This window comes from Rubrivivax gelatinosus IL144 (assembly GCF_000284255.1).
Taxonomy (GTDB): Bacteria; Pseudomonadota; Gammaproteobacteria; order Burkholderiales; family Burkholderiaceae_C; genus Rubrivivax; species Rubrivivax gelatinosus_A.
In genome coordinates, this window is sequence record NC_017075.1 from 3,633,670 (window position 1) to 3,655,062 (window position 21,393).

At 69.8% G+C, this 21,393-nt stretch carries 23 protein-coding genes and 1 tRNA gene; 9 read left to right on the plus strand and 15 right to left on the minus strand.

Going from position 1 to position 21,393, the window contains the following annotated elements:
- Nucleotides 1–49: 49 nt before the first annotated feature.
- A complete protein-coding gene (gene galU, locus RGE_RS16555) occupies nucleotides 50–916 on the plus strand; it encodes a UTP--glucose-1-phosphate uridylyltransferase GalU (RefSeq protein ID WP_043784226.1) in 867 nt (288 codons plus the stop codon).
- Between the two features lie 37 nt (nucleotides 917–953).
- Here galU and RGE_RS16560 read toward each other — a convergent pair whose 3' ends face one another.
- Genes RGE_RS16560 through cysM form a run of 3 tightly spaced genes read right to left on the minus strand, consistent with a single transcriptional unit; the run spans nucleotide 954 to nucleotide 2,686 of the window.
- Nucleotides 954–1,190 (minus strand): sulfurtransferase TusA family protein, encoded by a 237-nt coding sequence (locus RGE_RS16560; RefSeq protein WP_014429598.1) that lies wholly within the window; start codon nucleotides 1,188–1,190, stop codon nucleotides 954–956.
- Between the two features lie 11 nt (nucleotides 1,191–1,201).
- The gene (locus tag RGE_RS16565; RefSeq protein ID WP_014429599.1) at nucleotides 1,202–1,759 is read right to left on the minus strand and encodes an NUDIX domain-containing protein; all 558 of its coding nucleotides are present in this window, start codon (nucleotides 1,757–1,759) and stop codon (nucleotides 1,202–1,204) included.
- 6 nt (nucleotides 1,760–1,765) lie between these two features.
- Nucleotides 1,766–2,686, minus strand: coding sequence for a cysteine synthase CysM (gene cysM / locus RGE_RS16570; protein WP_014429600.1), 921 nt, complete (start codon nucleotides 2,684–2,686; stop codon nucleotides 1,766–1,768).
- A 103-nt stretch (nucleotides 2,687–2,789) separates the two neighbouring features.
- On the opposite strand from cysM, the gene RGE_RS16575 reads away from it, so the two are divergent.
- Nucleotides 2,790–2,874 (plus strand) — tRNA-Leu (locus tag RGE_RS16575).
- Between the two features lie 45 nt (nucleotides 2,875–2,919).
- Nucleotides 2,920–3,516 carry a rhomboid family intramembrane serine protease gene (locus RGE_RS16580; protein ID WP_014429601.1) on the plus strand — a complete coding sequence of 199 codons (597 nt, stop codon included), beginning with the start codon at nucleotides 2,920–2,922 and terminating at the stop codon, nucleotides 3,514–3,516.
- A gap of 303 nt (nucleotides 3,517–3,819) precedes the next feature.
- Here the strand turns inward: RGE_RS16580 and RGE_RS16585 are convergent, their stop codons facing one another.
- Complete coding sequence (locus RGE_RS16585) at nucleotides 3,820–4,698, minus strand: SDR family oxidoreductase (protein ID WP_014429602.1); 879 nt, start codon at nucleotides 4,696–4,698, stop codon at nucleotides 3,820–3,822.
- A 32-nt stretch (nucleotides 4,699–4,730) separates the two neighbouring features.
- Between RGE_RS16585 and RGE_RS16590 the strand changes: the two genes are divergently transcribed.
- The gene (locus tag RGE_RS16590) at nucleotides 4,731–5,774 is read left to right on the plus strand and encodes a CDP-6-deoxy-delta-3,4-glucoseen reductase (RefSeq protein WP_014429603.1); all 1,044 of its coding nucleotides are present in this window, start codon (nucleotides 4,731–4,733) and stop codon (nucleotides 5,772–5,774) included.
- Nucleotides 5,774–6,745, plus strand: coding sequence for a Bug family tripartite tricarboxylate transporter substrate binding protein (locus RGE_RS16595; protein ID WP_014429604.1), 972 nt, complete (start codon nucleotides 5,774–5,776; stop codon nucleotides 6,743–6,745). Before RGE_RS16590 ends, RGE_RS16595 begins: the two co-directional genes overlap by 1 nt.
- 69 nt (nucleotides 6,746–6,814) lie before the next feature.
- Here RGE_RS16595 and RGE_RS16600 read toward each other — a convergent pair whose 3' ends face one another.
- The 5 genes from RGE_RS16600 to RGE_RS16620 all read right to left on the minus strand — a co-directional run bounded on the left by RGE_RS16600 (nucleotide 6,815) and on the right by RGE_RS16620 (nucleotide 11,866).
- Nucleotides 6,815–7,516, minus strand: a complete 702-nt coding sequence (locus tag RGE_RS16600) for an ABC transporter ATP-binding protein (RefSeq protein WP_014429605.1) — start codon at nucleotides 7,514–7,516, stop codon at nucleotides 6,815–6,817.
- A gap of 17 nt (nucleotides 7,517–7,533) precedes the next feature.
- Entirely contained in the window at nucleotides 7,534–8,304 is a 771-nt protein-coding gene (locus RGE_RS16605; protein ID WP_014429606.1) for an ABC transporter ATP-binding protein, read from the minus strand.
- An 18-nt stretch (nucleotides 8,305–8,322) separates the two neighbouring features.
- Entirely contained in the window at nucleotides 8,323–9,414 is a 1,092-nt protein-coding gene (locus RGE_RS16610) for a branched-chain amino acid ABC transporter permease (protein WP_014429607.1), read from the minus strand.
- A gap of 18 nt (nucleotides 9,415–9,432) precedes the next feature.
- Complete coding sequence (locus RGE_RS16615) at nucleotides 9,433–10,356, minus strand: branched-chain amino acid ABC transporter permease (RefSeq protein WP_014429608.1); 924 nt, start codon at nucleotides 10,354–10,356, stop codon at nucleotides 9,433–9,435.
- A 166-nt stretch (nucleotides 10,357–10,522) separates the two neighbouring features.
- Complete coding sequence (locus tag RGE_RS16620; RefSeq protein WP_014429609.1) at nucleotides 10,523–11,866, minus strand: replication-associated recombination protein A; 1,344 nt, start codon at nucleotides 11,864–11,866, stop codon at nucleotides 10,523–10,525.
- A gap of 138 nt (nucleotides 11,867–12,004) precedes the next feature.
- Between RGE_RS16620 and RGE_RS16625 the strand changes: the two genes are divergently transcribed.
- Complete coding sequence (locus tag RGE_RS16625) at nucleotides 12,005–12,535, plus strand: chemotaxis protein CheW (protein WP_014429610.1); 531 nt, start codon at nucleotides 12,005–12,007, stop codon at nucleotides 12,533–12,535.
- 16 nt (nucleotides 12,536–12,551) lie between these two features.
- On the opposite strand, the gene lolA is transcribed toward RGE_RS16625, so the two are convergent.
- Genes lolA through RGE_RS16640 form a run of 3 tightly spaced genes read right to left on the minus strand, consistent with a single transcriptional unit; the run spans nucleotide 12,552 to nucleotide 16,187 of the window.
- Complete coding sequence (lolA, locus tag RGE_RS16630) at nucleotides 12,552–13,160, minus strand: outer membrane lipoprotein chaperone LolA (RefSeq protein WP_014429611.1); 609 nt, start codon at nucleotides 13,158–13,160, stop codon at nucleotides 12,552–12,554.
- Nucleotides 13,157–15,481, minus strand: a complete 2,325-nt coding sequence (locus RGE_RS16635; RefSeq protein WP_014429612.1) for a DNA translocase FtsK — start codon at nucleotides 15,479–15,481, stop codon at nucleotides 13,157–13,159. The genes lolA and RGE_RS16635 overlap by 4 nt, the downstream gene beginning before the upstream one ends.
- Before the next feature lie 37 nt (nucleotides 15,482–15,518).
- Entirely contained in the window at nucleotides 15,519–16,187 is a 669-nt protein-coding gene (locus RGE_RS16640) for a Crp/Fnr family transcriptional regulator (RefSeq protein WP_014429613.1), read from the minus strand.
- Nucleotides 16,188–16,385: 198 nt separating this feature from the next.
- Between RGE_RS16640 and trxB the strand changes: the two genes are divergently transcribed.
- The 3 genes from trxB (at nucleotide 16,386) to rpmG (ending at nucleotide 17,864) form a co-directional block, all read left to right on the plus strand.
- Nucleotides 16,386–17,345: a thioredoxin-disulfide reductase gene (trxB, locus tag RGE_RS16645; protein WP_014429614.1), complete on the plus strand. Its 960-nt coding sequence runs from the start codon at nucleotides 16,386–16,388 to the stop codon at nucleotides 17,343–17,345.
- Between the two features lie 94 nt (nucleotides 17,346–17,439).
- Nucleotides 17,440–17,673 (plus strand): 50S ribosomal protein L28, encoded by a 234-nt coding sequence (rpmB, locus tag RGE_RS16650; RefSeq protein WP_009857055.1) that lies wholly within the window; start codon nucleotides 17,440–17,442, stop codon nucleotides 17,671–17,673.
- 20 nt (nucleotides 17,674–17,693) lie between these two features.
- Nucleotides 17,694–17,864, plus strand: a complete 171-nt coding sequence (rpmG, locus tag RGE_RS16655) for a 50S ribosomal protein L33 (protein WP_009857054.1) — start codon at nucleotides 17,694–17,696, stop codon at nucleotides 17,862–17,864.
- 147 nt (nucleotides 17,865–18,011) lie between these two features.
- On the opposite strand, the gene RGE_RS16660 is transcribed toward rpmG, so the two are convergent.
- From RGE_RS16660 to purN, 3 genes are all read right to left on the minus strand, one after another.
- Complete coding sequence (locus RGE_RS16660; RefSeq protein ID WP_014429615.1) at nucleotides 18,012–19,235, minus strand: DesA family fatty acid desaturase; 1,224 nt, start codon at nucleotides 19,233–19,235, stop codon at nucleotides 18,012–18,014.
- Between the two features lie 127 nt (nucleotides 19,236–19,362).
- A complete protein-coding gene (locus tag RGE_RS16665; protein WP_014429616.1) occupies nucleotides 19,363–20,622 on the minus strand; it encodes an RsmB/NOP family class I SAM-dependent RNA methyltransferase in 1,260 nt (419 codons plus the stop codon).
- Nucleotides 20,623–20,693: 71 nt separating this feature from the next.
- Nucleotides 20,694–21,323: a phosphoribosylglycinamide formyltransferase gene (gene purN, locus RGE_RS16670; RefSeq protein ID WP_014429617.1), complete on the minus strand. Its 630-nt coding sequence runs from the start codon at nucleotides 21,321–21,323 to the stop codon at nucleotides 20,694–20,696.
- Between the last annotated feature and the right edge of the window lie 70 nt (nucleotides 21,324–21,393).

The window sequence follows — 21,393 nt, forward strand, 5'->3', positions numbered from 1 at the left end:
GGAGTCGCGTGCCAGAATGAAATCGAATCAACTCATTCTATGTAACAAAATGTTGGTCAAGAAGGCAATATTCCCGGTCGCCGGTCTCGGCACGCGGTTCCTGCCCGCGACCAAGGCGCAGCCCAAGGAAATGCTGCCGGTCGTCGACAAGCCGCTGATCCAGTACGCCGTCGAGGAGGCTTACGCCGCCGGCGTGCGCGAGATGATCTTCGTCACCGGCCGCCACAAGCGCCCGATCGAAGACCACTTCGACATGACCTTCGAGCTCGAGGTCGCGCTCGAGCAGGCGAACAAGAAGGAACTGCTGGACGTCGTGCACAGCGTCAAGCCCGACGACATGGAGTGCATCTACGTGCGCCAGGCGCAGGCGCTGGGCCTGGGCCACGCGGTGCTGTGCGGACGGCGGCTGGTCGGCAACGAACCCTTCGCGGTGCTGCTGGCCGACGACCTGATGGTCGGCGAGCCGCCGGTGCTCAAGCAGATGGTGCAGCAGTTCGACGAGTGGCGCGCCTCGATCCTCGCGGTGCAGGAAGTGCCGCAGGAGCAGACGCGGCGCTACGGCATCGTCGACGGCACGCCGGTCAACGACCGCCTCATGGACGTCACGCGCATCGTCGAGAAGCCGGCGCCGGCCGAGGCGCCGTCGCGGCTGGGCGTGGCCGGGCGCTACATCCTGACGCCGGGCGTGTTCCACGAGATCATGAGCCAGCCGCGCGGCGTCGGCGGCGAGATCCAGCTCACCGACGGCATCGCCAGCCTGCTGCGGCGCGAGAAGGTCTTCGCCTACCGCTACGAAGGCAAGCGTTTCGACTGCGGCAGCAAGGAAGGTTTCCTGCAGGCCAACGTCGAACTCGCGCTGGCGCACCCGGAGCTGGGCCCCGGCTTCCGCGAATACCTGCGCGGACTGGAACTCTGAGCTCACGCGGCCGCTGCGGCGGCCGCATCGCGCGCGCCTAGCGGCGGCGCAGCCAGTGCACGAACTCGGCGCCCTCGGCGTGCTGGTCGACGAGTTCGTTGCCGGTCTGGCGCGAGAAGGCCTGGAAGTCGCGCAGCGAGCCCGGGTCGGTGGCGACGACCTTCAGCACCTCGCCGCTGGTCATCGTGGCCAGCATCTTCTTGGCCTTGAGGATGGGCAGCGGGCAGCTGAGCCCGCGGGTGTCGAGTTCCTTGTCGAAAGGCAGGGCATCCATCGCGCCGGATTCTAGGCCGCCGGGGCCGCGGCATCGCGCGGCGGCCAGTCGATGAACACCGGCTCGTGACCGCGCGAGCGCAGCCAGTCGGCCAGCGCGTAGCCGGTGCCGGCCGGCCAGCAGCGCACCTCGGACGGCTCGAACAGCCGGTATTCGGCGAGTTCGGGCGACAGGCGGATCTCGCCGCGCGCCGTCGCATGCCAGGCGATGATCACCTGGTTCATGCGCTGGAAGTCGTAGACGCCGACCAGGTCCAGCGTCTCGACGACGAGCCCGGTCTCCTCGGCGACCTCGCGGCGGATGCCTTCCTGGGCGCTTTCGCCGGCCTCCATGAAGCCGGTGATCAGCGCGAACATGCGCCCCGACCAGGCGGCGTTGCGCGCCAGCAGCAGCCGGCCGCCGCGGTCGGCGCATTCGACGATCGCCGCCAGCACCGGCGTCGGGTTGTTCCAGTGGGTCCAGCCGCAGGCCGGGCAGCGCAGCCGGGCCTTGGGGCCGCCGTCTTCGTCCAGCGTGATCCAGTCCAGCGCCGTGCCGCAGCGCAGGCAGAAGCGGGCCTCCTCGTCCACGGCGGCTCAGGCGGGGAAAACGCCGGTGGACAGGTAGCGGTCGCCGCGGTCGCAGACGACGAAGACGATCGTCGCGTTCTCGACCGTACGCGCGAGCTGCAGCGCGACCCAGCAGGCACCGGCCGCCGAGATGCCGCCGAACAGCCCTTCCTCACGCGCCAGGCGGCGCGCCATGTCCTCGGCGTCGGCCTGGCTGACGAGCACCGTCTCGTCGACCGCCGCCGGGTCGTAGATCTTCGGCAGGTAAGCCTCGGGCCATTTGCGGATGCCGGGGATGCGCGAACCCTCGGCCGGCTGGGCGCCGACGATGCGCACCGCCGGGTTGCGCTCCTTCAGGTAGCGCGAGACGCCGGTGATCGTGCCGGTGGTGCCCATCGCGCTGACGAAGTGCGTGATGCGCCCGCCGGTCTGCTCCCAGAGCTCGGGGCCGGTGCTCTCGTAGTGCACGCGCGGGTTGTCGGCGTTGGCGAACTGGTCGAGCACACGCCCCTTGCCGTCGCGCTGCATGCGCTCGGCGAGGTCGCGGGCGTACTCCATGCCGCCGGAACGCGGCGTCAGGATGAGTTCGGCACCGAAGGCCTTCATCGTCTGCGCGCGTTCGATCGACAGGTCCTCCGGCATGATCAGCACCAGCCGGTAGCCGCGGATCGCCGCGGCCATCGCCAGCGCGATGCCCGTGTTGCCCGAGGTCGCCTCGATCAGCGTGTCGCCGGGCTTGATCTCGCCGCGCTCCTCGGCGCGCCGGATCATGCTGATCGCCGGACGGTCCTTGACCGAACCGGCCGGGTTGTTGCCTTCCAGCTTGCCGAGGATCAGGTTGCCGCGGGCGGCGTTCTCGGCGCCGGGCAGGCGCTGCAGGCGCACGAGCGGCGTGCGGCCGATCGCTTCTTCCAGGGTCGGGTAGGCCGGGGCGGCCGTTGAGTCCATCGTCATCGCTCCTCGTGCGGCATTGTGGCAGCGCGGCGCCAAGGCGTCGGAACCCTGCATGACATAATCGTTCGAACCGGGTGCGCCGACGGCTGCCCCGACCGCCCGCGTGACGAAATCGGTAGACGTAGCGGATTCAAAATCCGCCGCCGCAAGGCGTGCCAGTTCGAGTCTGGCCGCGGGCACCATCCGACCCCCGACCTCCCCGCCGGGCGCCCCGTCCGGCCTGATCCATGCCGCCGCTTCCCCCGGTCACCAAGACGCTGATCCTGATCTGCACGGCGGTGTTCTGCCTGCAGACCTTCGTGCCGCAGACCCTGACGATGTGGCTGGCGCTGTGGCCGGTCGGCAGCGGCCTGTTCGGTCCCTGGCAGGTCGTGACCTACGCCTTCCTGCACGGCGGGCTGTTCCACCTGTTCTTCAACATGCTGGGCCTGTGGATGTTCGGCTCGGAGCTCGAACGTGTCTGGGGCCAGAAGCGCTACCTGCAGTTCCTGCTCGCCGGCGCGCTGGCCGCCGCCGGGGCGCAGATGGCGGTGACGGCGATGACCGGCTCGCACAACCCGACGATCGGTGCCTCGGGCGCGCTGTTCGCGCTGCTGCTGGCCTTCGGCATGCTGTTCCCGAACCGCCAGGTGATGCTGCTGATCCCGCCGATTCCGATGAAGGCCCGCACCTTCGTCGTCGTCTTCGGCGCGCTGGAGCTGCTTTTGGGTTTCCTGGACCGCGGCGACATCGCGCACTTCGCCCACCTGGGCGGCATGGTCGGCGGCTTCCTGATGATCCGCTACTGGCGGCGCCAGCCGCCTTTCGGCGGCCGCCGGCGCTAGAAGCCGGGCGGCTCGCCGTCCGGCTTCTAGCGCGCTGCTGAATGTTGGGCTCCCCCGAGCCCCCTCCAGGAGGGTGCTCCAGTTCGTTCAAGACCACCCTCCAGCCTCCCTCCGGGAGGGAGGCTCCAGATGGTTTGACGAAGTCTTGTAGGGCTCAGCCGTCGCGCGTGCAATCGCGCTCGGGGCCTTCGGCAGGCGCAGAACACATTCCGGCGTCCTGCGTCCAGCCTCAGCCCTCGCGCGTGAAATCGAGCTCGGGCCTTCGGCAGGCGCAGAACGCCTTCCGGCGTCCTGCGCCCAGCCTCAGCCCTTGGAGGCCAAGCCTTCCACGACCGTCGGGTAGCGCAGCGCGACGCGCAGCTCGCGCTTGAGCCGCGTGTTGTCCAGCCGGCGCGACTCGCCCATGAAGCTCAGCGTCATCGCGCCCAGCGTGCGCCGGGCTTCGTCCAGCGACACGCGGCGCGGCGCCGGCAGGCCGGCGATGCGGGCGACGAGCTCGTAGTACGCGCCCATCGTGAACTCGCCGTCGTCGCTGGCGTGATAGACGCGCTGCGGGGCGGCACGCAGCAGCGCGGCGACACAGATGCGCGCCAGGTCGTCGGCGTGCACGTGGTTGGTGTACGGGTCGTGCGGCGGCAGCAGCAGCGGCGCGCCGCGGCGCACGCGGTCGCGCGGGTCGCCGCCTTCGCGGTCGGGTGCATAGATGCCGGGCACACGCAGCACCGCGACCCGCACGCCGTGGCGGCGGCCGAAACGCCGCACCTGTTCCTCGGCGTCGACGCGCCGCCGGGCGCGCGGCGTGGCCGGCGCGACGGCGCGTGTCTCGTCGAAGCGTGCGCCGCCGGCGTCGCCGTAGACGCCGGTGGTGCTGGCATAGACCAGCGAGCGCACACGGCCGGCGCGCGCCAGCGCCTGCAGCAGCGCGCGCGTGCGCGGGTCGCCCTCGCCTTCGCCGGGCGGTGGTGCCAGGTGCAGCACGTGGTCGGCCAGCCCGGCCAGGCGGCCGAGCGTCGCCGGGCGGTCCAGGTCGCCGACCAGCGGCACGGCGCCCAGCGCGCGCAGCGCCGGCACGCGTTCGGGCGAGGAGGTGAGCGCCAGCAGGCGCCAGCGGCCGGCCAGAAGCTTCAGGACGCGGCAGCCGACGTCGCCGCAGCCGACGATGAGCAAGGTGGGACGGGGCACAATGACGGGTTAGTTTACGTGTGCCGCCTGCCATGAGTTTTCGAGTCAAGGTCGAGCCCGCCGGGGTCGAGTTCGAGGTCCAGCGCGACGAGACGATGCTCGCCGCCGCCATCCGCCAGGGCGTGGGCCTGCCCTATGGCTGCCGCGACGGCGCCTGCGGCTCGTGCAAGTGCCGCCTGGTCGACGGCCGCGTCACGCACGGCGCGCACCAGCGCAAGGCGCTGACGCCCGAGGAGGAGGCCGCCGGCCAGATCCTCAGCTGCTGCGCGGTGCCGCTGACCGACTGCGCCGTCGAGGCGCGCGGCGTGCCCGCCGCCGGCCAGTTCCCGGTGCTGAAGATGCCGGTGCGCGTGCTGGCGATCGAACGCGCCGCGGCCGACGTCGCGGTGCTGAAGCTGCAGCTGCCGGCCAACCAGAACCTGCAGTACCGCGCCGGCCAGTACGTGGAGTTCATCCTGCGCGACGGCGCGCGCCGCGCCTACAGCGTGGCCAACGCGCCGCAGCAGCTGGGCGAGCCGCCGGCCATCGAGCTGCACATCCGCCACATGCCGGGCGGCAAGTTCACCGACCACGTCTTCGGCGCGATGAAGGAACGCGAGATCCTGCGTTTGGAAGGCCCGCTGGGCAGCTTCTTCCTGCGCACCGACAGCGCCAAGCCCGTCGTGCTGCTGGCCAGCGGCACCGGCTTCGCGCCGGTGAAGGCGATCCTCGAGCAGATGCGGCTGGAGAAGATCGATCGCCCGGTCGTGCTGTACTGGGGCTGCCGCCGCCGCGCCGACCTGTACCGCCACGACTGGTGCGTCGAAGCCGCGGCCGCGATGCCGAACCTGCGCTACGTGCCGGTGCTCTCCGAGCCCACGGCCGACGACGCCTGGGACGGCCGCACCGGCTTCGTCCACCAGGCCGTGATGGCCGACTGGCCCGACCTGTCGGGCCACCAGGTCTACGCCTGCGGCACGCCGGCGATGGTCGAAGCCGCGCAGCGCGACTTCATCGCCCGCTGCGGCCTGCCGGCCGACGAGTTCTACGCCGATTCCTTCACCTCGGAGGCCGACAAGCACGGCCCGACCGCCTGATGATCTCCCGTCGCCATCTGCTCGCGGCCGGCGCGCTGGCCGCCACCGGCGCCCCGGCCTTCGCCGCCGACAACCGCCCGATCCGCCTCGTCGTGCCCTACCCGCCCGGCGGCCCGCTGGACACCGTCGCGCGGGCGCTCGCCGAACGGGTCAAGGACAGCCTCGGGCTGGTCGTCATCGAGAACAAGCCGGGCGCCGGCGGCAACCTTGGCGCCGACATCGTCGCCAAGAGCGCGCCGGACGGGCACACGATCGTGATGGGCGCGGTCGCGACGCACGCGATCAACCCCTGGCTGTTCGCCAGGCTGCCCTACGACCCGGTGCGCGACTTCACGCCGATCACGCTCGTGGCCCAGGTGCCCAACGTGCTGGTGATGAACGCCGAGACCGCGGCGCGCCTGAAGATCGCCACGCTGGCCGACTTCCTGGCCTATGCCCGGCGCAACCCCGGCAAGCTGAACTACGGTTCGGGCGGCAACGGCAGCGCCGGCCATCTGGCCGGCGAGATGCTGAAGTCGCTGGCGCACATCTACACCGTGCACATCCCCTATGGCGGCGCGGCGCCGGCGCAACTCGCGCTGCTGGGCGGCCAGGTCGACTTCAACATCGACAACCTGGCCGCGGCCTCGGCCAACATCCGCAACGGCAAGCTGAAGGCGCTGGCGGTGACGACGGCGCGCCGCGCGAGCGCGATGCCCGAGCTGCCGACGGCCATCGAGGCCGGCCTGCCGGGCTTCGACATCAGCACCTGGTTCGGCCTGTTCGGCCCGGCCAACCTGCCGCGCGAGACGACGCTGCGGCTGAACAAGGCCTTCACCGACGCGCTGGCGACGCCGGAGCTGAAGTCGCGCATGGCGACGCTGATGATCGAGCCGGCGCCGTCGACGCCCGAGCAGTTCGCGGCCTTCGTCAAGACCGAACTGGCCAAGTACCAGAAGGTCGTCAAGCTGTCGGGCGCCAAGGTCGACTGAGCGGCACAAACGACGAGGCCGCCCTCAGGCGGCCTCGTTCATGCCGTGGCGCCGCTGGGCGCCGAAGCCTCACTCGCCCAGATAGGCGGCGCGCACCTTCGGGTCGTTGAGCAGCGCCTTGGCCTCGCCGGCCATCGTGATCTCGCCGGAGTCCATCACGTAGCCGCGGTTGGCCAGGCCCAGCGCGCGGCTGGCGTTCTGCTCGACCAGCAGCACCGTCGTGCCGCGCTGGTGGATCTCGTTGACCACCTCGAAGATCTTGTCGACCATGATCGGCGACAGGCCCATCGACGGTTCGTCGAGCAGCAGCACCTTGGGACGCGCCATCAGCGCGCGGCCCATCGCGAGCATCTGCTGCTCGCCGCCGGACATCGTGCCGGCGAGCTGGTTGCGGCGTTCCTTCAGGCGCGGGAACTTGCCGAAGACCATCTCGATGTCGTCTTCGATCTCGTTGTCGTTGCGGATGAAGGCGCCCATCTGCAGGTTCTCGACGATCGTCATGCGGGTGAAGGTGCCGCGGCCTTCGGGCACCATCACCAGGCCCTGCTTGACCAGGTCCCACGGCCCCTGGCCGCGGATGTTGCGGCCCAGGTACTCGATCGTGCCTTCGGCCACCGGCTGGGTGCCGGTCACCGCCTTCAGCGTCGTCGTCTTGCCGGCGCCGTTGGCGCCGATCAGGCTCACCAGCTCGCCCTGGTGGACCTCGAAGTTCACGCCCTTGACGGCCTGGATGCCGCCGTAGGCCACCTTCAGGCCGGTGACCTTCAACATCGTCGTGGTGCTCATGCTCAGTGTCCGCCCGCGCCCAGGTAGGCCTCGATGACCTTCTCGTTCTTCTGCACGTCCGCCGGGGTTCCCTCGGCGATCTGCTTGCCGTAGTCGAGCACGGTGACGCGGTCGCACAGCCCCATGACGAGCTTCACGTCGTGCTCGATGAGCAGGATCGTGCGGCCGTCGCGGCGGATGCGGTCGATCAGTTCGCGCAGCACGACCTTCTCGGTCGCGTTCATGCCCGCGGCGGGCTCGTCCAGCGCGATCAGCTTCGGATCGGTGGCCAGCGCGCGCGCGATCTCCAGGCGGCGCTGGTCGCCGTAGGACAGCGTGCGCGCCTTGTACTCGGCGTACTTGCCGATGCCGACGTAGTCCAGCAGCTCCTTGGCGCGCGCGGCGATCTCCTGCTCCTCGCGCTTGAAGCCGCCGGTGCGGAACACCGCACCGCCCAGGCCCGAACGCGTGCGCACATGGCGCCCGACCATCACGTTCTCCAGCGCCGTCATCTCGGCGAAGAGGCGGATGTTCTGGAAGGTGCGTGCGATGCCCGCCTTGGCGACGAGGTGCACCGCGCTGGGCTTGTAGGGCTCGCCGCCGAGCTCGAACGAGCCCGCGTCGGGGATGTACAGGCCGGTGATGACGTTGAAGAACGTCGTCTTGCCGGCGCCGTTGGGGCCGATGAGGCCGTAGACCTGGCCCTTGCGGATCTCGATGCCGACGTCCGACAGGGCCTGCAGCCCGCCGAAGCGCTTGGAGACACCCTGAACCTTGAGAATCGTTTCCGACATGTCGCTTCGCGTCCCTTCTCAGCGCATCAGCTTGGTGACCGGCCGCGGTGCGGCCTTGCCGTGTTCGGGCGAGGGCCACAGGCCGCGCGGACGCAGCAACATGATGGAGATCATCGCCAGCGCGATCAGCAGCTGGCGCAGGATGGCGGCATCCAGCCGCCCGCCGGTCATCTCCTGCAGCGGGCCGGCGACGTAGCGCAGCACCTCGGGCAGCGCCGCCAGCAGCACCGCGCCCAGGATGACGCCGGGGATGTGGCCCAGGCCGCCGAGCACGATCATCGCCACGATCATCACGCTCTCCTGCAGCGAGAACGACTCCGGCGAGACGAAGCCCTGGAAGGCCGCGAACATCGAGCCCGAGACGCCGCCGAAGGTGGCGCCCATGCCGAAGGCCAGCAGCTTCATGTTGCGGGTGTTGATGCCCATCGCCTTGGCGGCGATCTCGTCCTCGCGGATCGCCATCCAGGCGCGGCCGATGCGCGAGCGCTCGAGGCGGTAGCAGATCAGCACGCTGAAGATCACCAGCGCGAGGAACAGGTAGTAGTACAGCGTGACCGAGGGGATCGCGAACTCGCCGATGTACTTCGTCTTGCCGAAGTCGAAGCCGAACAGGTTCATCGCGTCGATGCGGTCCAGACCGCGCGGCCCGTTGGTGATGTTCAGCGGGTACTCCAGGTTGTTCATGAACACCCGGATGATTTCGCCGAAGCCCAGCGTGACGATCGCCAGGTAGTCACCGCGCAGCTTGAGCACCGGCGTGCCGAGCAGCACGCCGGCCAGCGCCGCCAATCCCGCGGCCAACGGTATGACCAGCCAGATCGGTGTGTGCAGGCCGTTGGGGAAGGCGTTGGCGATCCACTCGAAGTTCTCCGTCAGGTGCGGAGACGCGAGCAGCGCATACATGTAGGCCCCGACGGCGTAGAACGCGACGTAGCCCAGGTCGAGCAGGCCGGCGTAGCCGACGACGATGTTCAGGCCCAGCGCGAGCAGCACGTACAGCAGCGCCAGCGCCAGGATGCGCACCCAGCCCTGGCCGAACTGCTGCGCGAACAGCGGCAGCGCCAGCAGCGCCAGGGCGGCGATGATGAATAGGAAGAGCTTGTTCTTCATGGAAGGCAACCCGGCAACTCAGGCGCGGTCGGCGACGCGTTCGCCGAGCAGGCCGGCGGGACGCAGCGTGAGCACGAGGATCAGCGCGACGAAGGCGAAGATGTCGGCGTAATGGCTGCCGAGCACGCCCCCGGTGAGGTCACCGAGGTAGCCGGCGCCGATCGCCTCGACGAGGCCGAGCAGCAGGCCGCCGACCACGGCACCGGCCAGGTTGCCGATGCCGCCGAGCACCGCCGCGGTGAAGGCCTTCAGGCCGGGCAGGAAGCCCATCGAGTGCTGCACGGTGCCGTAGTTGGCCGCCCACATCACGCCGGCGACCGCGGCCAGCGTGGCGCCGATGACGAAGGTCGCCGAGATCACCATGTCCGGGCGCACGCCCATCAGCGTGGCCACGCGCGGGTTCTCGGCGGTGGCGCGCATCGCGCGGCCGAGCTTGGTGCGGTTGACCAGGTACATCAGCGCCGAGAGCATGGCGACCGTGATGCCCAGGATCAGGCACTGGGTGACGGTGATGACCGGGCCGCCGAGGTCGATCGGGTCGGTCGGCAGCAGCAGCGGATAGGGTTTGGGGTTGGGCTTCCAGATGATCATCGCGACCGTCTGCAGCAGCAGGCTCATGCCCATCGCGGTGATCAGCGGGGCCAGGCGCGGCGCGCTGCGCAGCGGCTTGTAGGCCAGTTTCTCGATCGTGAAGTTCAGTGCCGAACAGACCACGATCGCCACGGGCAGCGAGATCAGCATCATCGCCCAGCCCGGCAGGCCCGAGTCGGCCAGCAGGGTGACGACGGTCCAGCTCGTCAGCGCGCCCACCATCAACACTTCGCCGTGCGCGAAGTTGATCAGATTGATGATGCCGTAGACCATCGTGTAGCCCAGTGCGACCAGCGCGTACATGCTGCCGAGCACCAGACCGTTGATGATCTGCTGGAAGAATGTTTCCATCGAAAGGGAGTCTCCGGGGTGATCCGCGCGGCTTCCCGCGCGCCGTGTCGGGTCTAGCAAGAACCCGGCCGGACCATCTCAATTTGTATGTAAAGCGAGGCCTTACCCACCCCTCGACGCCGGCCGGACGTCGCGCAAGGGCGCGATTCTCGCTCGAAAAATCGCGTCAGCCGGAAGTAGTCGCCGCATCGTCGAGCGCACGAAGTTCTGCTAGGCGATCGGCGATGCGCGCCTCCAGCCCGCGCGCGACGGGCTGGTAGAAGCGCCGCCCGACGAGGCCGTCGGGCAGGTAGCGTTCGCCGGCGGCGTAGCCTTCGGGCTCGTCGTGGGCGTAGCGGTAGTCGCGGCCGTGGCCCAGCGACTTCATCAGCTTGGTCGGCGCATTGCGCAGATGGTCGGGCACCGGCCGGCTGACGTCGCTGCGCACCAGCGCGCGCACCTCGTTCCAGGCCTTGTAGACGGCGTTGGACTTGGGTGCGATGGCCAGGTAGACCACGGCTTCGGCCAGCGCCAGCTCGCCTTCGGGCGAACCCAGGCGCTCGTAGACCTCGGCGGCGTCCAGCGCCAGGCGCAGCGCACGCGGGTCGGCCAGGCCGACGTCCTCGGCGGCCATGCGCACGATGCGCCGCGCGGCGTAGCGCGGGTCGGCGCCGCCGTCGAGCAGCCGCGCCAGCCAGTAGATCGCGCCGTCGGGGTCGGAGCCGCGCACCGACTTGTGCAGCGCCGAGATCGTGTCGTAGAACTGGTCGCCGCCCTTGTCGTAGCGGCGCAGCAGTTCGCCCAGCGCGCGCTCGAGCGCCGCGTCGTCGAGTTCGGCCACGTCACCGGCGGTGGCGACGAGGTTGTCGTAGGCGTTGAGCAGCCGGCGCGCGTCGCCGTCGGCGTGGGCGACAAGGCGCGTGCGCGCGGCCTCGGTGAGCGGCGGCGCGGCCAGCAGCGTGCGGGCGCGGTCCAGCAGCGTGCCCAGATCCTCGTCGGCCAGGGGCTTGAGCACGTGCACCGTGGCCCGCGACAGCAGCGCCGAGTTGACCTCGAACGACGGGTTCTCGGTCGTCGCGCCGATGAAGGTGAACAGGCCAGACTCGACGTGCGGCAGGAAGGCGTCCTGCTGCGCCTTGTTGAAGCGGTGCACCTCGTCGACGAAGACCACGGTGCCCTGGCCGCGGCGGCGCGCGTCCTTGGCGAGCTCGACCGCGTCGCGGATGTCCTTGACGCCGGCGAGCACCGCCGACAGCACGAGGAACTGGGCGTCGACCGAACCGGCGACCAGCCGCGCCAGCGTCGTCTTGCCGACGCCCGGCGGGCCCCAGAGGATCATCGACGGGATGCGGCCGCTCTCGAAGGCCACGCGCAGCGGCCGGCCGGGGCCGAGCAGGTGCTGCTGGCCGATGACCTCGGCCAGCGTGTGCGGGCGCAGCCGCTCGGCCAGCGGCGCGCCGGGTTCGGCGACCGGCGCCGCGGCCGGGCGCGGCGGCGGTTCGTCAGCGAACAGGGAGTCCTGGGCGTCCATGGCCGATTGTCGCCGAGCCCGAAATGAGGCCCGCCGGCGCCGCTTATCCCCGCATTCGAGCCGCGGCAGCTGCGCAGAATCGCCGCCGCGGCCGCGCTGCCGAGCCGCGACAGCACAAGACTTCCCGAAGGAGCCCGCATGAGCACCACCCTCGATCGCCCGGCCGCGACGGCGGCCGACCCCCAGGACACGGCGGCCGCCCAGGCCGCGCGCGAGTACCTGTCGTTCAAGCTCGGTGCCGAGGAATACGGCATCGACATCCTGAAGGTGCAGGAGATCCGCGGCTACGAGCCGCCGACGCGCATCGCCAACGCGCCGGTGTTCATCAAGGGCGTGGTGAACCTGCGCGGCGTCATCGTGCCGATCGTCGACATGCGCGTGCGCTTTGGTCTGGCCGACGTCGAATACAACAGCTTCACCGTCGTCATCATCCTGAACATCGCCGGGCGCACCGTCGGCATGGTCGTCGACTCGGTCAGCGACGTGCTGGAGCTGCGCGGCGAGCAGATCAAGCCGGCGCCCGAGTTCAGCGCCGCGATCGACGCCAGCTACATCACCGGCCTGGGCACGCTGAAGACCGGCGAGCTCGAACGCATGCTGATCCTGCTGGACATCGAGGCCCTGGTGCGCAGCCCCGACATGGGGCTGATGGACGGCGCCGGCGACTGAACCGGCGCCGGCGGCCTCACTGCTGGAGCACGTCGGCGCCCGCCGGCACCGTGAAGTGGAAGCGATCGGCCGGCAGCGCGACGCCGGCCTCGAAGCCCTTGAAGTCCAGCCGCGAGCGCTGGCCGAAGCTGTCGACGATCTCGACGGCCGCCAGCTCGGCGCCGCGGAAGCCCACCTTCATCGACTTGAACGGTCCGTCGGGCGTGCGCGGCGTCGCCTGCGCCCATTCGAGCCCGCCCTGGCTGCCGCCGTTGGACAGCACGAAGTCGGACTCCAGCGAGCCGCCGGCCAGCAGCGCCGCCGGCGTCGCGCCCAGCGCCTGCGACAGCCGGCGCGAGCTGACCTGGTTCAGGTCAGGGTCGTAGATCCAGACCTTCTGGCCGTCGGCGACGATGGTCTGCTGGAACGGCTTCTCGTAGCCGAAGCGGAAGCGGTCGGGGCGCGAGAACTCGAAGCGCCCCGAGGACGTCTTCTTGCGCGCGCCGTCCGGCGAGGTGACGGTCTGGGTGAACTCGGCACGGCCGGTCTTCACGTCGCGCACGAAGGCGCGCAGCGTCTGCACGGCGTCGGCGTGCGCAGCGACGGTGGCGGCGGCCAGCGCCGCGGCGATCAGGAGTTTCTTCATTCTTCGCGTTTGGGCACCAGCAGATCGCGGTTCCCGTTGTGTCCCATGGCCGACACGAGGCCGGACTTCTCCATCTGTTCGAGCAGCCGCGCGGCGCGGTTGTAGCCGATGCGCAGATGGCGCTGGACGAGCGAGATCGACGCCCGCCGGTGCTGCAGCACGACCTGCACCGCCTGGTCGTACATCGAGTCGTCCTCGCCGCCGCCGCTGGGGCCGCCTTCGGGCATCGCGTCGGCATCGCCTTCGAGCGTGCCGCCTTCGAGGATGCCTTCGACGTAGTTGGCCTCGCCCTGGGTCTTGAGGTACTCGACGACGCGGTGCACCTCGTCGTCGCTGACGAAGGCGCCGTGCACACGCACCGGCATGCCGCTGCCCGGCGGCAGGTAGAGCATGTCGCCCTGCCCCAGCAGCGCCTCGGCGCCCATCTGGTCGAGGATGGTGCGGCTGTCGATCTTGCTCGACACCTGGAACGACAGCCGGGTCGGGATGTTGGCCTTGATCAGGCCGGTGATGACGTCGACGCTGGGCCGCTGCGTCGCCAGGATCAGGTGGATGCCGGCGGCACGCGCCTTCTGCGCCAGGCGCGCGATCAGCTCCTCGATCTTCTTGCCGACGACCATCATCAGGTCGGCGAGTTCGTCGATGACGACGACGACGTGCGGCAGCCGCTCCAGCGGCTCGGGCTCCTCGGGCGTCAGGCTGAAGGGGTTGCCGATCTTCTCGCCCTTGGCCTGGGCGTCGGCGATCTTCTTGTTGTAGCCGGCGAGGTTGCGCACGCCCAGCTTGCTCATCAGCTTGTAGCGCCGCTCCATCTCGCCGACGCACCAGTTCAGCGCGTTGGCCGCCTGCTTCATGTCGGTAACGACCGGCGCCAGCAGATGCGGGATGCCCTCGTAGACGCTCATCTCGAGCATCTTCGGGTCGATCAGGATGAGCCGCACGTCGCGCGCCTCGGCCTTGTAGAGCAGGCTGAGGATCATCGCGTTGATGCCCACCGACTTGCCCGAGCCGGTGGTGCCGGCGACCAGGCAGTGCGGCATCTTCGCCAGGTCGGCGACGACCGGGTTGCCGACGATGTCCTTGCCCAGGCCCATCGTCAGCAGCGAGCTGGCCTCGTGGTAGATCTGCGAGCCGAGGATCTCGGCCAGGCGGATCGTCTGCCGGCGCGCGTTGGGCAGCTCCAGCGCCATGTAGTTCTTGCCCGGGATGACCTCGACGACGCGGATCGAGATCAGCGACAGCGAACGCGCCAGATCCTTGGCGAGGTTGACGATCTGCGCGCCCTTGACGCCGGTGGCCGGCTCGATCTCGTAGCGCGTGATCACCGGGCCGGGCGAGGCGGCGACGACGCGCACCTCGACGCCGAAGTCCTTGAGCTTCTTCTCGATCAGCCGGCTGGTCATCTCCAGCGACTCGGGCGTCACGCTCTCCTGGCGGCCCGGCGCGGCGTCGAGCAGGTCGACCTGCGGCAGCTTGGTGTCGGTGAGCTCGACGAACAGCGGCTTCTGGCGCTCCTTGGCGACACGCTCGGACTTGGGCACCTCGACGATGGTCGGCTCGATGACGATCGGCACGTGCTCCTCGACGATCTGGCGCTCGACCTCGACGACGTGCTCGCGCTCGCGCGTGGCCTGCTCGCCGATGCGGCGGTCTTCTTCCTGTTCACGCACCTCGGCGCGGCGCTCGCGCAGGCCGTCGAAACGCTCGCCGATCGCGTCGGCCAGCTTCAGCCACGAGAAGCGCAGCGCCAGCGACAGGCCCAGCACCAGCACGACGATCCACAGCACGCCCGAGCCGGCGAAACCCAGCCAGCGCATCGACAGCGGCCCCAGCGTGTAGCCGAGCACGCCGCCGGAATGCCCCGGCAGCAGCGACTCCAGCCGGTACAGCCGGGTCCATTCGAGCGCGGTGGCGGCCATCATCAGCAGCACCAGGCCGACCCAGAACAGCGCCTTGGGATGGGCCGGCGAATCGGCCGGCGCGTCGTCGCCGCTGCGCAGCGTCTGCGCCAGCAGCGACAGCCAGGCGCGCAGGCCCACCGGCACCAGCCACCAGGCCGAGAAGCCGAACAGGAAGTAGGCGAGATCGGCGACCCAGGCGCCGAGCAGGCCGGCGCGGTTGTGCACCGGCTCGCCGGTGCCGGAGGTGGTGAACGCGGGGTCGGCGGGATGGTGGGTGGCCAGCGCCAGCACCAGCAGCAGCCAGGCCACCGCGCCGGCGGCCAGCAGCGCCTGCTGGCGCCAGCGCACCGGGGCCGGGACCGGCCGTGGCGCCTTCGCCGCGGCGGCGCCGGCGCCCAGGGATCCGAGCGGGAACGTCATGCGGCGATTGTGGCCGATCGCCCCGGCAGACGACGTTTCAGTCGGTCTGCAGCCGTTCCTTGATGATCACCGAGCCGTTCTCCTGGGTCTCGATGACGCCGCGGTCCTCCAGGTCCTTCATGACCCGGCTGACCATCTCGCGCGAGGCGCCCACGACCTTGGCCATGTCCTGACGCGAGACCTTGTGGCGGATGATCTTCGTGCCCTTGTCGTCCTCGGCCATGTCCAGCAGCGTGCGGGCGACGCGGCCGTAGACGTCCAGCAGCGCCAGCGACTCGATCTGCCGGTCGGCGTTGCGCAGCCGGCGCACCAGGCCGCGCAGGATGGCGTAGGACAGCGTCGAGCCCTCGGGCAGGCAGCGCGCGAAGTCGGCGCGCTGCAGCACCAGCATGTCGGTCTGGATCTCGGCGCGCACGGTGGCCGAGTGCGGCTCGCCGTCGATCAGGCTCATCTCGCCGACGTAGTCGCCGGACTCCAGCACCGCCAGGATGACTTCGCGGCCGCGCGAGTCGGAGGTCAGCACGCGCGCCCGGCCGTTGAGCAGGATGAACAGCGCATTGCTCTTGCGCCCCTGCTCGACGACAAGTTCGCCACGGCGGAAGCGGCGCTTGACGACGCTGTCGGCGATCGACTGGGCCTGTTCGGCCGTCAGCATCGAGAACAGCGGCACGCGCCGGATCAGATCCAGGTTCGAGAGCATCGACACGACGGGGACCTCCTCTTGGTTCTGTCCGCTTCCGACCACCGGCCGAGACGCGGAAAGTTATTCCCTATTGTGCCCATTGAGCGCACCGGGCTGCCGCCGCGTCTCGTGGGCGGTATCCTCGCACGTCGGATCGGCGCGACGCCCGACGCCGTCGCGCGCCCCTCGCGGCCCGCCCGCCGGACCTTTTCTCGAGCTTCCATGACCCAGAACACCACCCACGCCCGCGTCCTGATCCTCGGTTCCGGCCCGGCCGGCTACACCGCCGCGATCTACGCCGCGCGCGCCAACCTCGAGCCGTTGCTCGTCACCGGCATCGCCCAGGGCGGCCAGCTGATGACGACCACCGAAGTCGACAACTGGCCCGCCGACGTCAACGGCGTGATGGGCCCGGACCTGATGCAGCGCTTCCAGCAGCACGCCGAGCGCTTCAACACGAAGATGGTCTTCGACCACGTCAACGCCGTCGACTTCTCGCAGCGGCCCTTCGTGCTGACCGGCGACTCGGGCCGGTACACCTGCGACACGCTGATCGTCGCCACCGGCGCCAGCGCCAAGTACCTGGGCCTGCCCAGCGAACAGGCTTTCATGGGCCGCGGCGTCAGCGGCTGCGCCACCTGCGACGGCTTCTTCTACCGCGACCAGGCGGTCTGCGTCGTCGGCGGCGGCAACACCGCCGTCGAGGAGGCGCTGTACCTGTCGAACATCGCCAGCACCGTGCACCTGATCCACCGCCGCGACAAGTTCCGCGCCGAGCCGATCATGGTCGACAAGCTGATGGACAAGGTGAAGGCCGGCAAGATCGTGCTTCACCTGTGGGCCACGCTCGACGAGGTGCTCGGCGACGCCAGCGGCGTGACCGGCGTGCGACTGAAGTCGGTGAACGACGGCACGACCGAAGAACTCAAGGTCAACGGCTGCTTCATCGCCATCGGCCACCAGCCCAACACCGAGATCTTCAAGGGCCAGCTCGAGATGAAGGACGGCTACGTCCTGACCAAGGGCGGCTCCGAGGGTTTCGCGACGATGACCAGCGTGCCCGGCGTCTTCGCCGCCGGCGATGTCCAGGACCACGTTTACCGTCAGGCGATCACCAGCGCAGGCACCGGTTGCATGGCTGCGCTCGATGCCCAACGGTACCTCGAACAATCTGGGCTATAATTTTCGGCTTTGCTGCCTTTGATGGCCCGGCTCCGCTGGGAGCTCGGTATCTTTCGCAGGCGGCCATCACCCTCGAACCTTTCGGAGAAGCGTCATGGCACGCGTCTGTCAAGTCACGGGCAAGCGCCCGATGGTGGGGAACAATGTCTCCCACGCCAACAACAAAACGAAGCGCCGCTTCCTGCCCAACCTGCAATACCGCCGGTTCTGGATGGAGAGCGAGAACCGCTGGGTGCGCCTTCGCGTGTCCAACGCGGCCCTGCGCCTGATCGACAAGGTGGGCATCGAGAAGGTCGTCGCCGACCTGCGTGCCCGCGGCGAAATCTGACAGACCGTTAGGAGAGCGACATGGCCAGCAAAGGCGGACGCGAAAAAATCAAGCTGGAGTCCACCGCGGGCACCGGCCACTTCTACACCACGAGCAAGAACAAGAAGACGACGCCTGAAAAGCTCGAATTCCTGAAGTTCGACCCGAAGGCTCGCAAGCACGTCCTGTACAAGGAAGTGAAGCTGAAGTGATCGGCCGGCCACCACGAGGTGGCCACGGACCGAGACGACGGGGCCTGCGGGCCCCGTTTGCATGGGCGCTTCCGCCCGCCATGCGGCGCGGAGCAGCCCAACAAAAAGGGGCCGCGAGGCCCCTTTTTCATGCCCGGCGCCCTGCCCTCAGGCGCGCGCCGAACGCAGCTTCAGCGAGAACTCCTGCAGCGCGGCGATGCCGCTGTCCTCGGCCTTGCGGCACCAGGCCTGCAGGTCGGCGACGAGCTGCTCGGCCGAGACGTTGGTGCGCGTCCACAGCGCACGCAGCTCCTCGCGCATCGCGACCAGCTTGGCCAGACTCGGGTTGTCGCCCAGCGCCTGCGTCAGGCGCGGCCGCACGCCGTGCGGGATCTTGTCTTCGTCGCGGTGCAGCCAGGTCTTGGCGAGCACCAGATCGCGCCAGTGCGCACTGTTTTGGGCGCCCTGCGCTTTCAGATGCGCCAGTTCGGCGCGCACCGCACGCCGCATTTCCTTGGCATAACCCGCCATCACCTCGTAGCGGTTGGCGATCAGCGCGTCCAGCGTCTGGCCGTCGGCCACCGGCTTGGCTTCGCCCAGCGCCAGCCGCGGCGGCGTCTTGCGCACCTTTGCCAGCCCCAGCGCCTGCATGCCGCGGATGTAGGCCCAGCCGATGTCGAACTCGTAGCGCTTGACCGAGAACTTCGCCGAGGTCGGGTAGGTGTGGTGGTTGTTGTGCAGTTCCTCGCCACCGATCAGCACGCCCCAGGGCGAGATGTTGGTCGAGGCGTCGGCCGCCTCGAAGTTGCGGTAGCCCCAGAAGTGGCCCAGGCCGTTGATGATGCCGGCGGCGTGGATCGGGATCCAGATCATCTGCACCGCCCAGACGGTCGCGCCCAGCGCGCCGAAGAGCAGCATGTCGACGATCAGCATCAGCGCCACGCCCTGCCAGGTGAAGCGGCTGTAGAGATGGCGCTCGATCCAGTCGTCCGGCGTGCCGTGGCCGTACTTGGACAGCGTCTCGCCGACCTTGGCCTCGGCGCGGTAGAGCTCGCTGCCGGTCAGCAGCACGGTCTTGATGCCGCGCGTCACCGGGCTGTGCGGGTCTTCCTCGGTCTCGCACTTCGCGTGGTGTTTGCGGTGGATCGCGACCCACTCCTTGGTCACCATGCCGGTGGTCAGCCAGAGCCAGAAGCGGAGGAAGTGCGAGACGATCGGGTGCAGGTCGAGCGCACGATGCGCCTGAGAGCGATGCAGGAAGATCGTCACCGCCGCGATCGTCACGTGCGTCACCGCCAGCGTGAAAAGCACGACCTGCCACCACGACGCGCCGAGCAGCCCGTAGGCGAGCCAATCGACGAGGGCGTCGTGGAGGGTCAACAACTGGGTCATCGCGTTCTTTCGCCTTGCGTTAGCTCAAACCAGGCATTGTACGAGCCTGGTTTCGCAAGGTGATTTGCGATTTCGCCTGGCTTTCAGGCGCAACTCATGGCATGCGCGACCGGGCCGCGCCGGGCGCTCAGCGCCGCTGCCAGACGGCGGCGAAGAAGCCGTCGGTGCGATGGCGGTGCGGCCACAGGCGCAGGCACCGGTCCTGCAGCAGCTCGTCGGCACGCTCGACGCCCTGCTCGCGCAGCAGCTCGGCAGCGTCCAGGCGCACGAAGTCGCGGCCGTGTTCGGCGTCGAACGCGGCGACGATCTCCTCGTTCTCGGCCGTCAGCAGGCTGCAGGTGGCGTAGACCAGGCGGCCGCCGGACTTGGGCAGGCGCGAGGCGCTGGCCAGGATGGACTGCTGCTTGGCCTGCAGCTCCTGCACCGCCTTGGGCGACTGGCGCCACTTCAGGTCGGGGTTGCGGCGCAGCGTGCCCAGGCCCGAGCACGGCGCGTCGATCAGCACGCGGTCGATCTTGCCGGCCAGGCGCTTGACGCGCTCGTCGCGCTCGTGCGCGATCTGCGCCGGGTAGACGTTGGACAGGCCGCTGCGCGCCAGCCGCGGCTTCAGGTTGTCCAGGCGGTGGCCCGAGACGTCGAAGGCGTAGAGCCGGCCGGTGTTGCGCATCATCGCGCCCAGCGCCAGCGTCTTGCCGCCGGCGCCAGCGCAGAAGTCGACGACCATCTCGCCGCGCTTGGCGCCGGTCAGCAGCGCCAGCAGCTGGCTGCCTTCGTCCTGCACCTCGACGCTGCCGTTGGTGAAGAGCTCGAGCTTGTTCAGCGCCGGCTTGCCGTCGATGCGCAGGCCCCAGGGCGAGAACGGCGTCGGCTCGGCGGCGATGCCGGCGGCGGCCAGGGCCTTGGCGGCTTCGTCGCGCTTGGTCTTCAGCAGGTTGCTGCGCAGATCCAGCGGCGCGGCGGCGTCCATCGCCTGCACCAGCGGCCAGAACTCCTCGCCGAGCTGCGTCTGCAGCGCGCCGGCCAGCCAGTCGGGCAGGTTGTGGCGCAGCTTGTCGCCCAGCGTCGTGCGGTCGACGCTCTTCACCTGGGCCAGCCACTGCTGCTCGTGCGGGCCGAGCGCGCCGCGCAGGAAGTTGTCGCCGCCCTGCCAGCCGAGGATCGCCAGCCGACGCTCGAGCGCGCCGCTGCCGCTTTGCGCCAGGTGCGCGAGCAGCAGGCGCTGGCGCAGCACGGTGTAGGCGGTCTCCGCGAGCGCGTGGCGGTCACGCGCGCCGAGCGCGCGGTGCTGGCGGAAGAACGCGGAGACGACGGCGTCGGCCGGCTGGTCAAGGCGCAGCACGCTGCGCAGCAGATCGGTGGCGAGGTCGAGCAGGGCGTTCGGATGCATAGGGGCGCGATTATCCCGTGAGCGCGGCCGGCGCCCCGGATCGGGGCGCGACGGCCGCCGCCGCGGGCGGCTCAGACGAGCAGTTGTGCCTGACCGTCGCGCTGGCGCACGACGCCGTCGGCGACGCTGAGCGCCCCTTCGACGAACCAGCGCACGGCCTGCGGATAGATGACGTGTTCGGCGGCGAGCACCCGATCGGCGAGCGCCGCCTCGTCGTCGCCCGGCAGCACCGGCACGACGGCCTGCATGACGATCGGCCCGTGGTCGAGCTCGGGCGTCACGAAGTGCACGGTGGCGCCGGCGGCCTTGCAGCCGGCCTCGATCGCGCGGCGGTGGGTGTGCAAGCCCGGGAAGGCCGGCAGCAGCGACGGGTGCACGTTGAGCATTCGCCCGGCGTAGCGGCGCACGAAGGCGTCGCCCAGGATGCGCATGAAGCCGGCGAGCACGACGAGGTCGGGCTCGTGGCGGTCGATCTCGGCGGCCAGCGCGGCGTCGAAGGCCTCGCGGTCGCCGGCGAAGCCGCGGTGGTCGACGACCGCCGTCGGCACGCCGTGGGCGGCGGCGAAGGCCAGCCCCGAGGCATCGGGCCGGTTCGAGACGACGGCCGCGATGCGCGCCGGCCAGCCCTCGGCGCTGCAGCGTTGAACGATCGCCTCCATGTTCGAACCGCGGCCGGAGATCAGGATGACGATGCGCTTCATGGGGCGCGCAGTGTAGCGAGCAGGCCACCGCGACCTGAGACAATCGACGTTTTCCTTGTCCCGGCAAAAC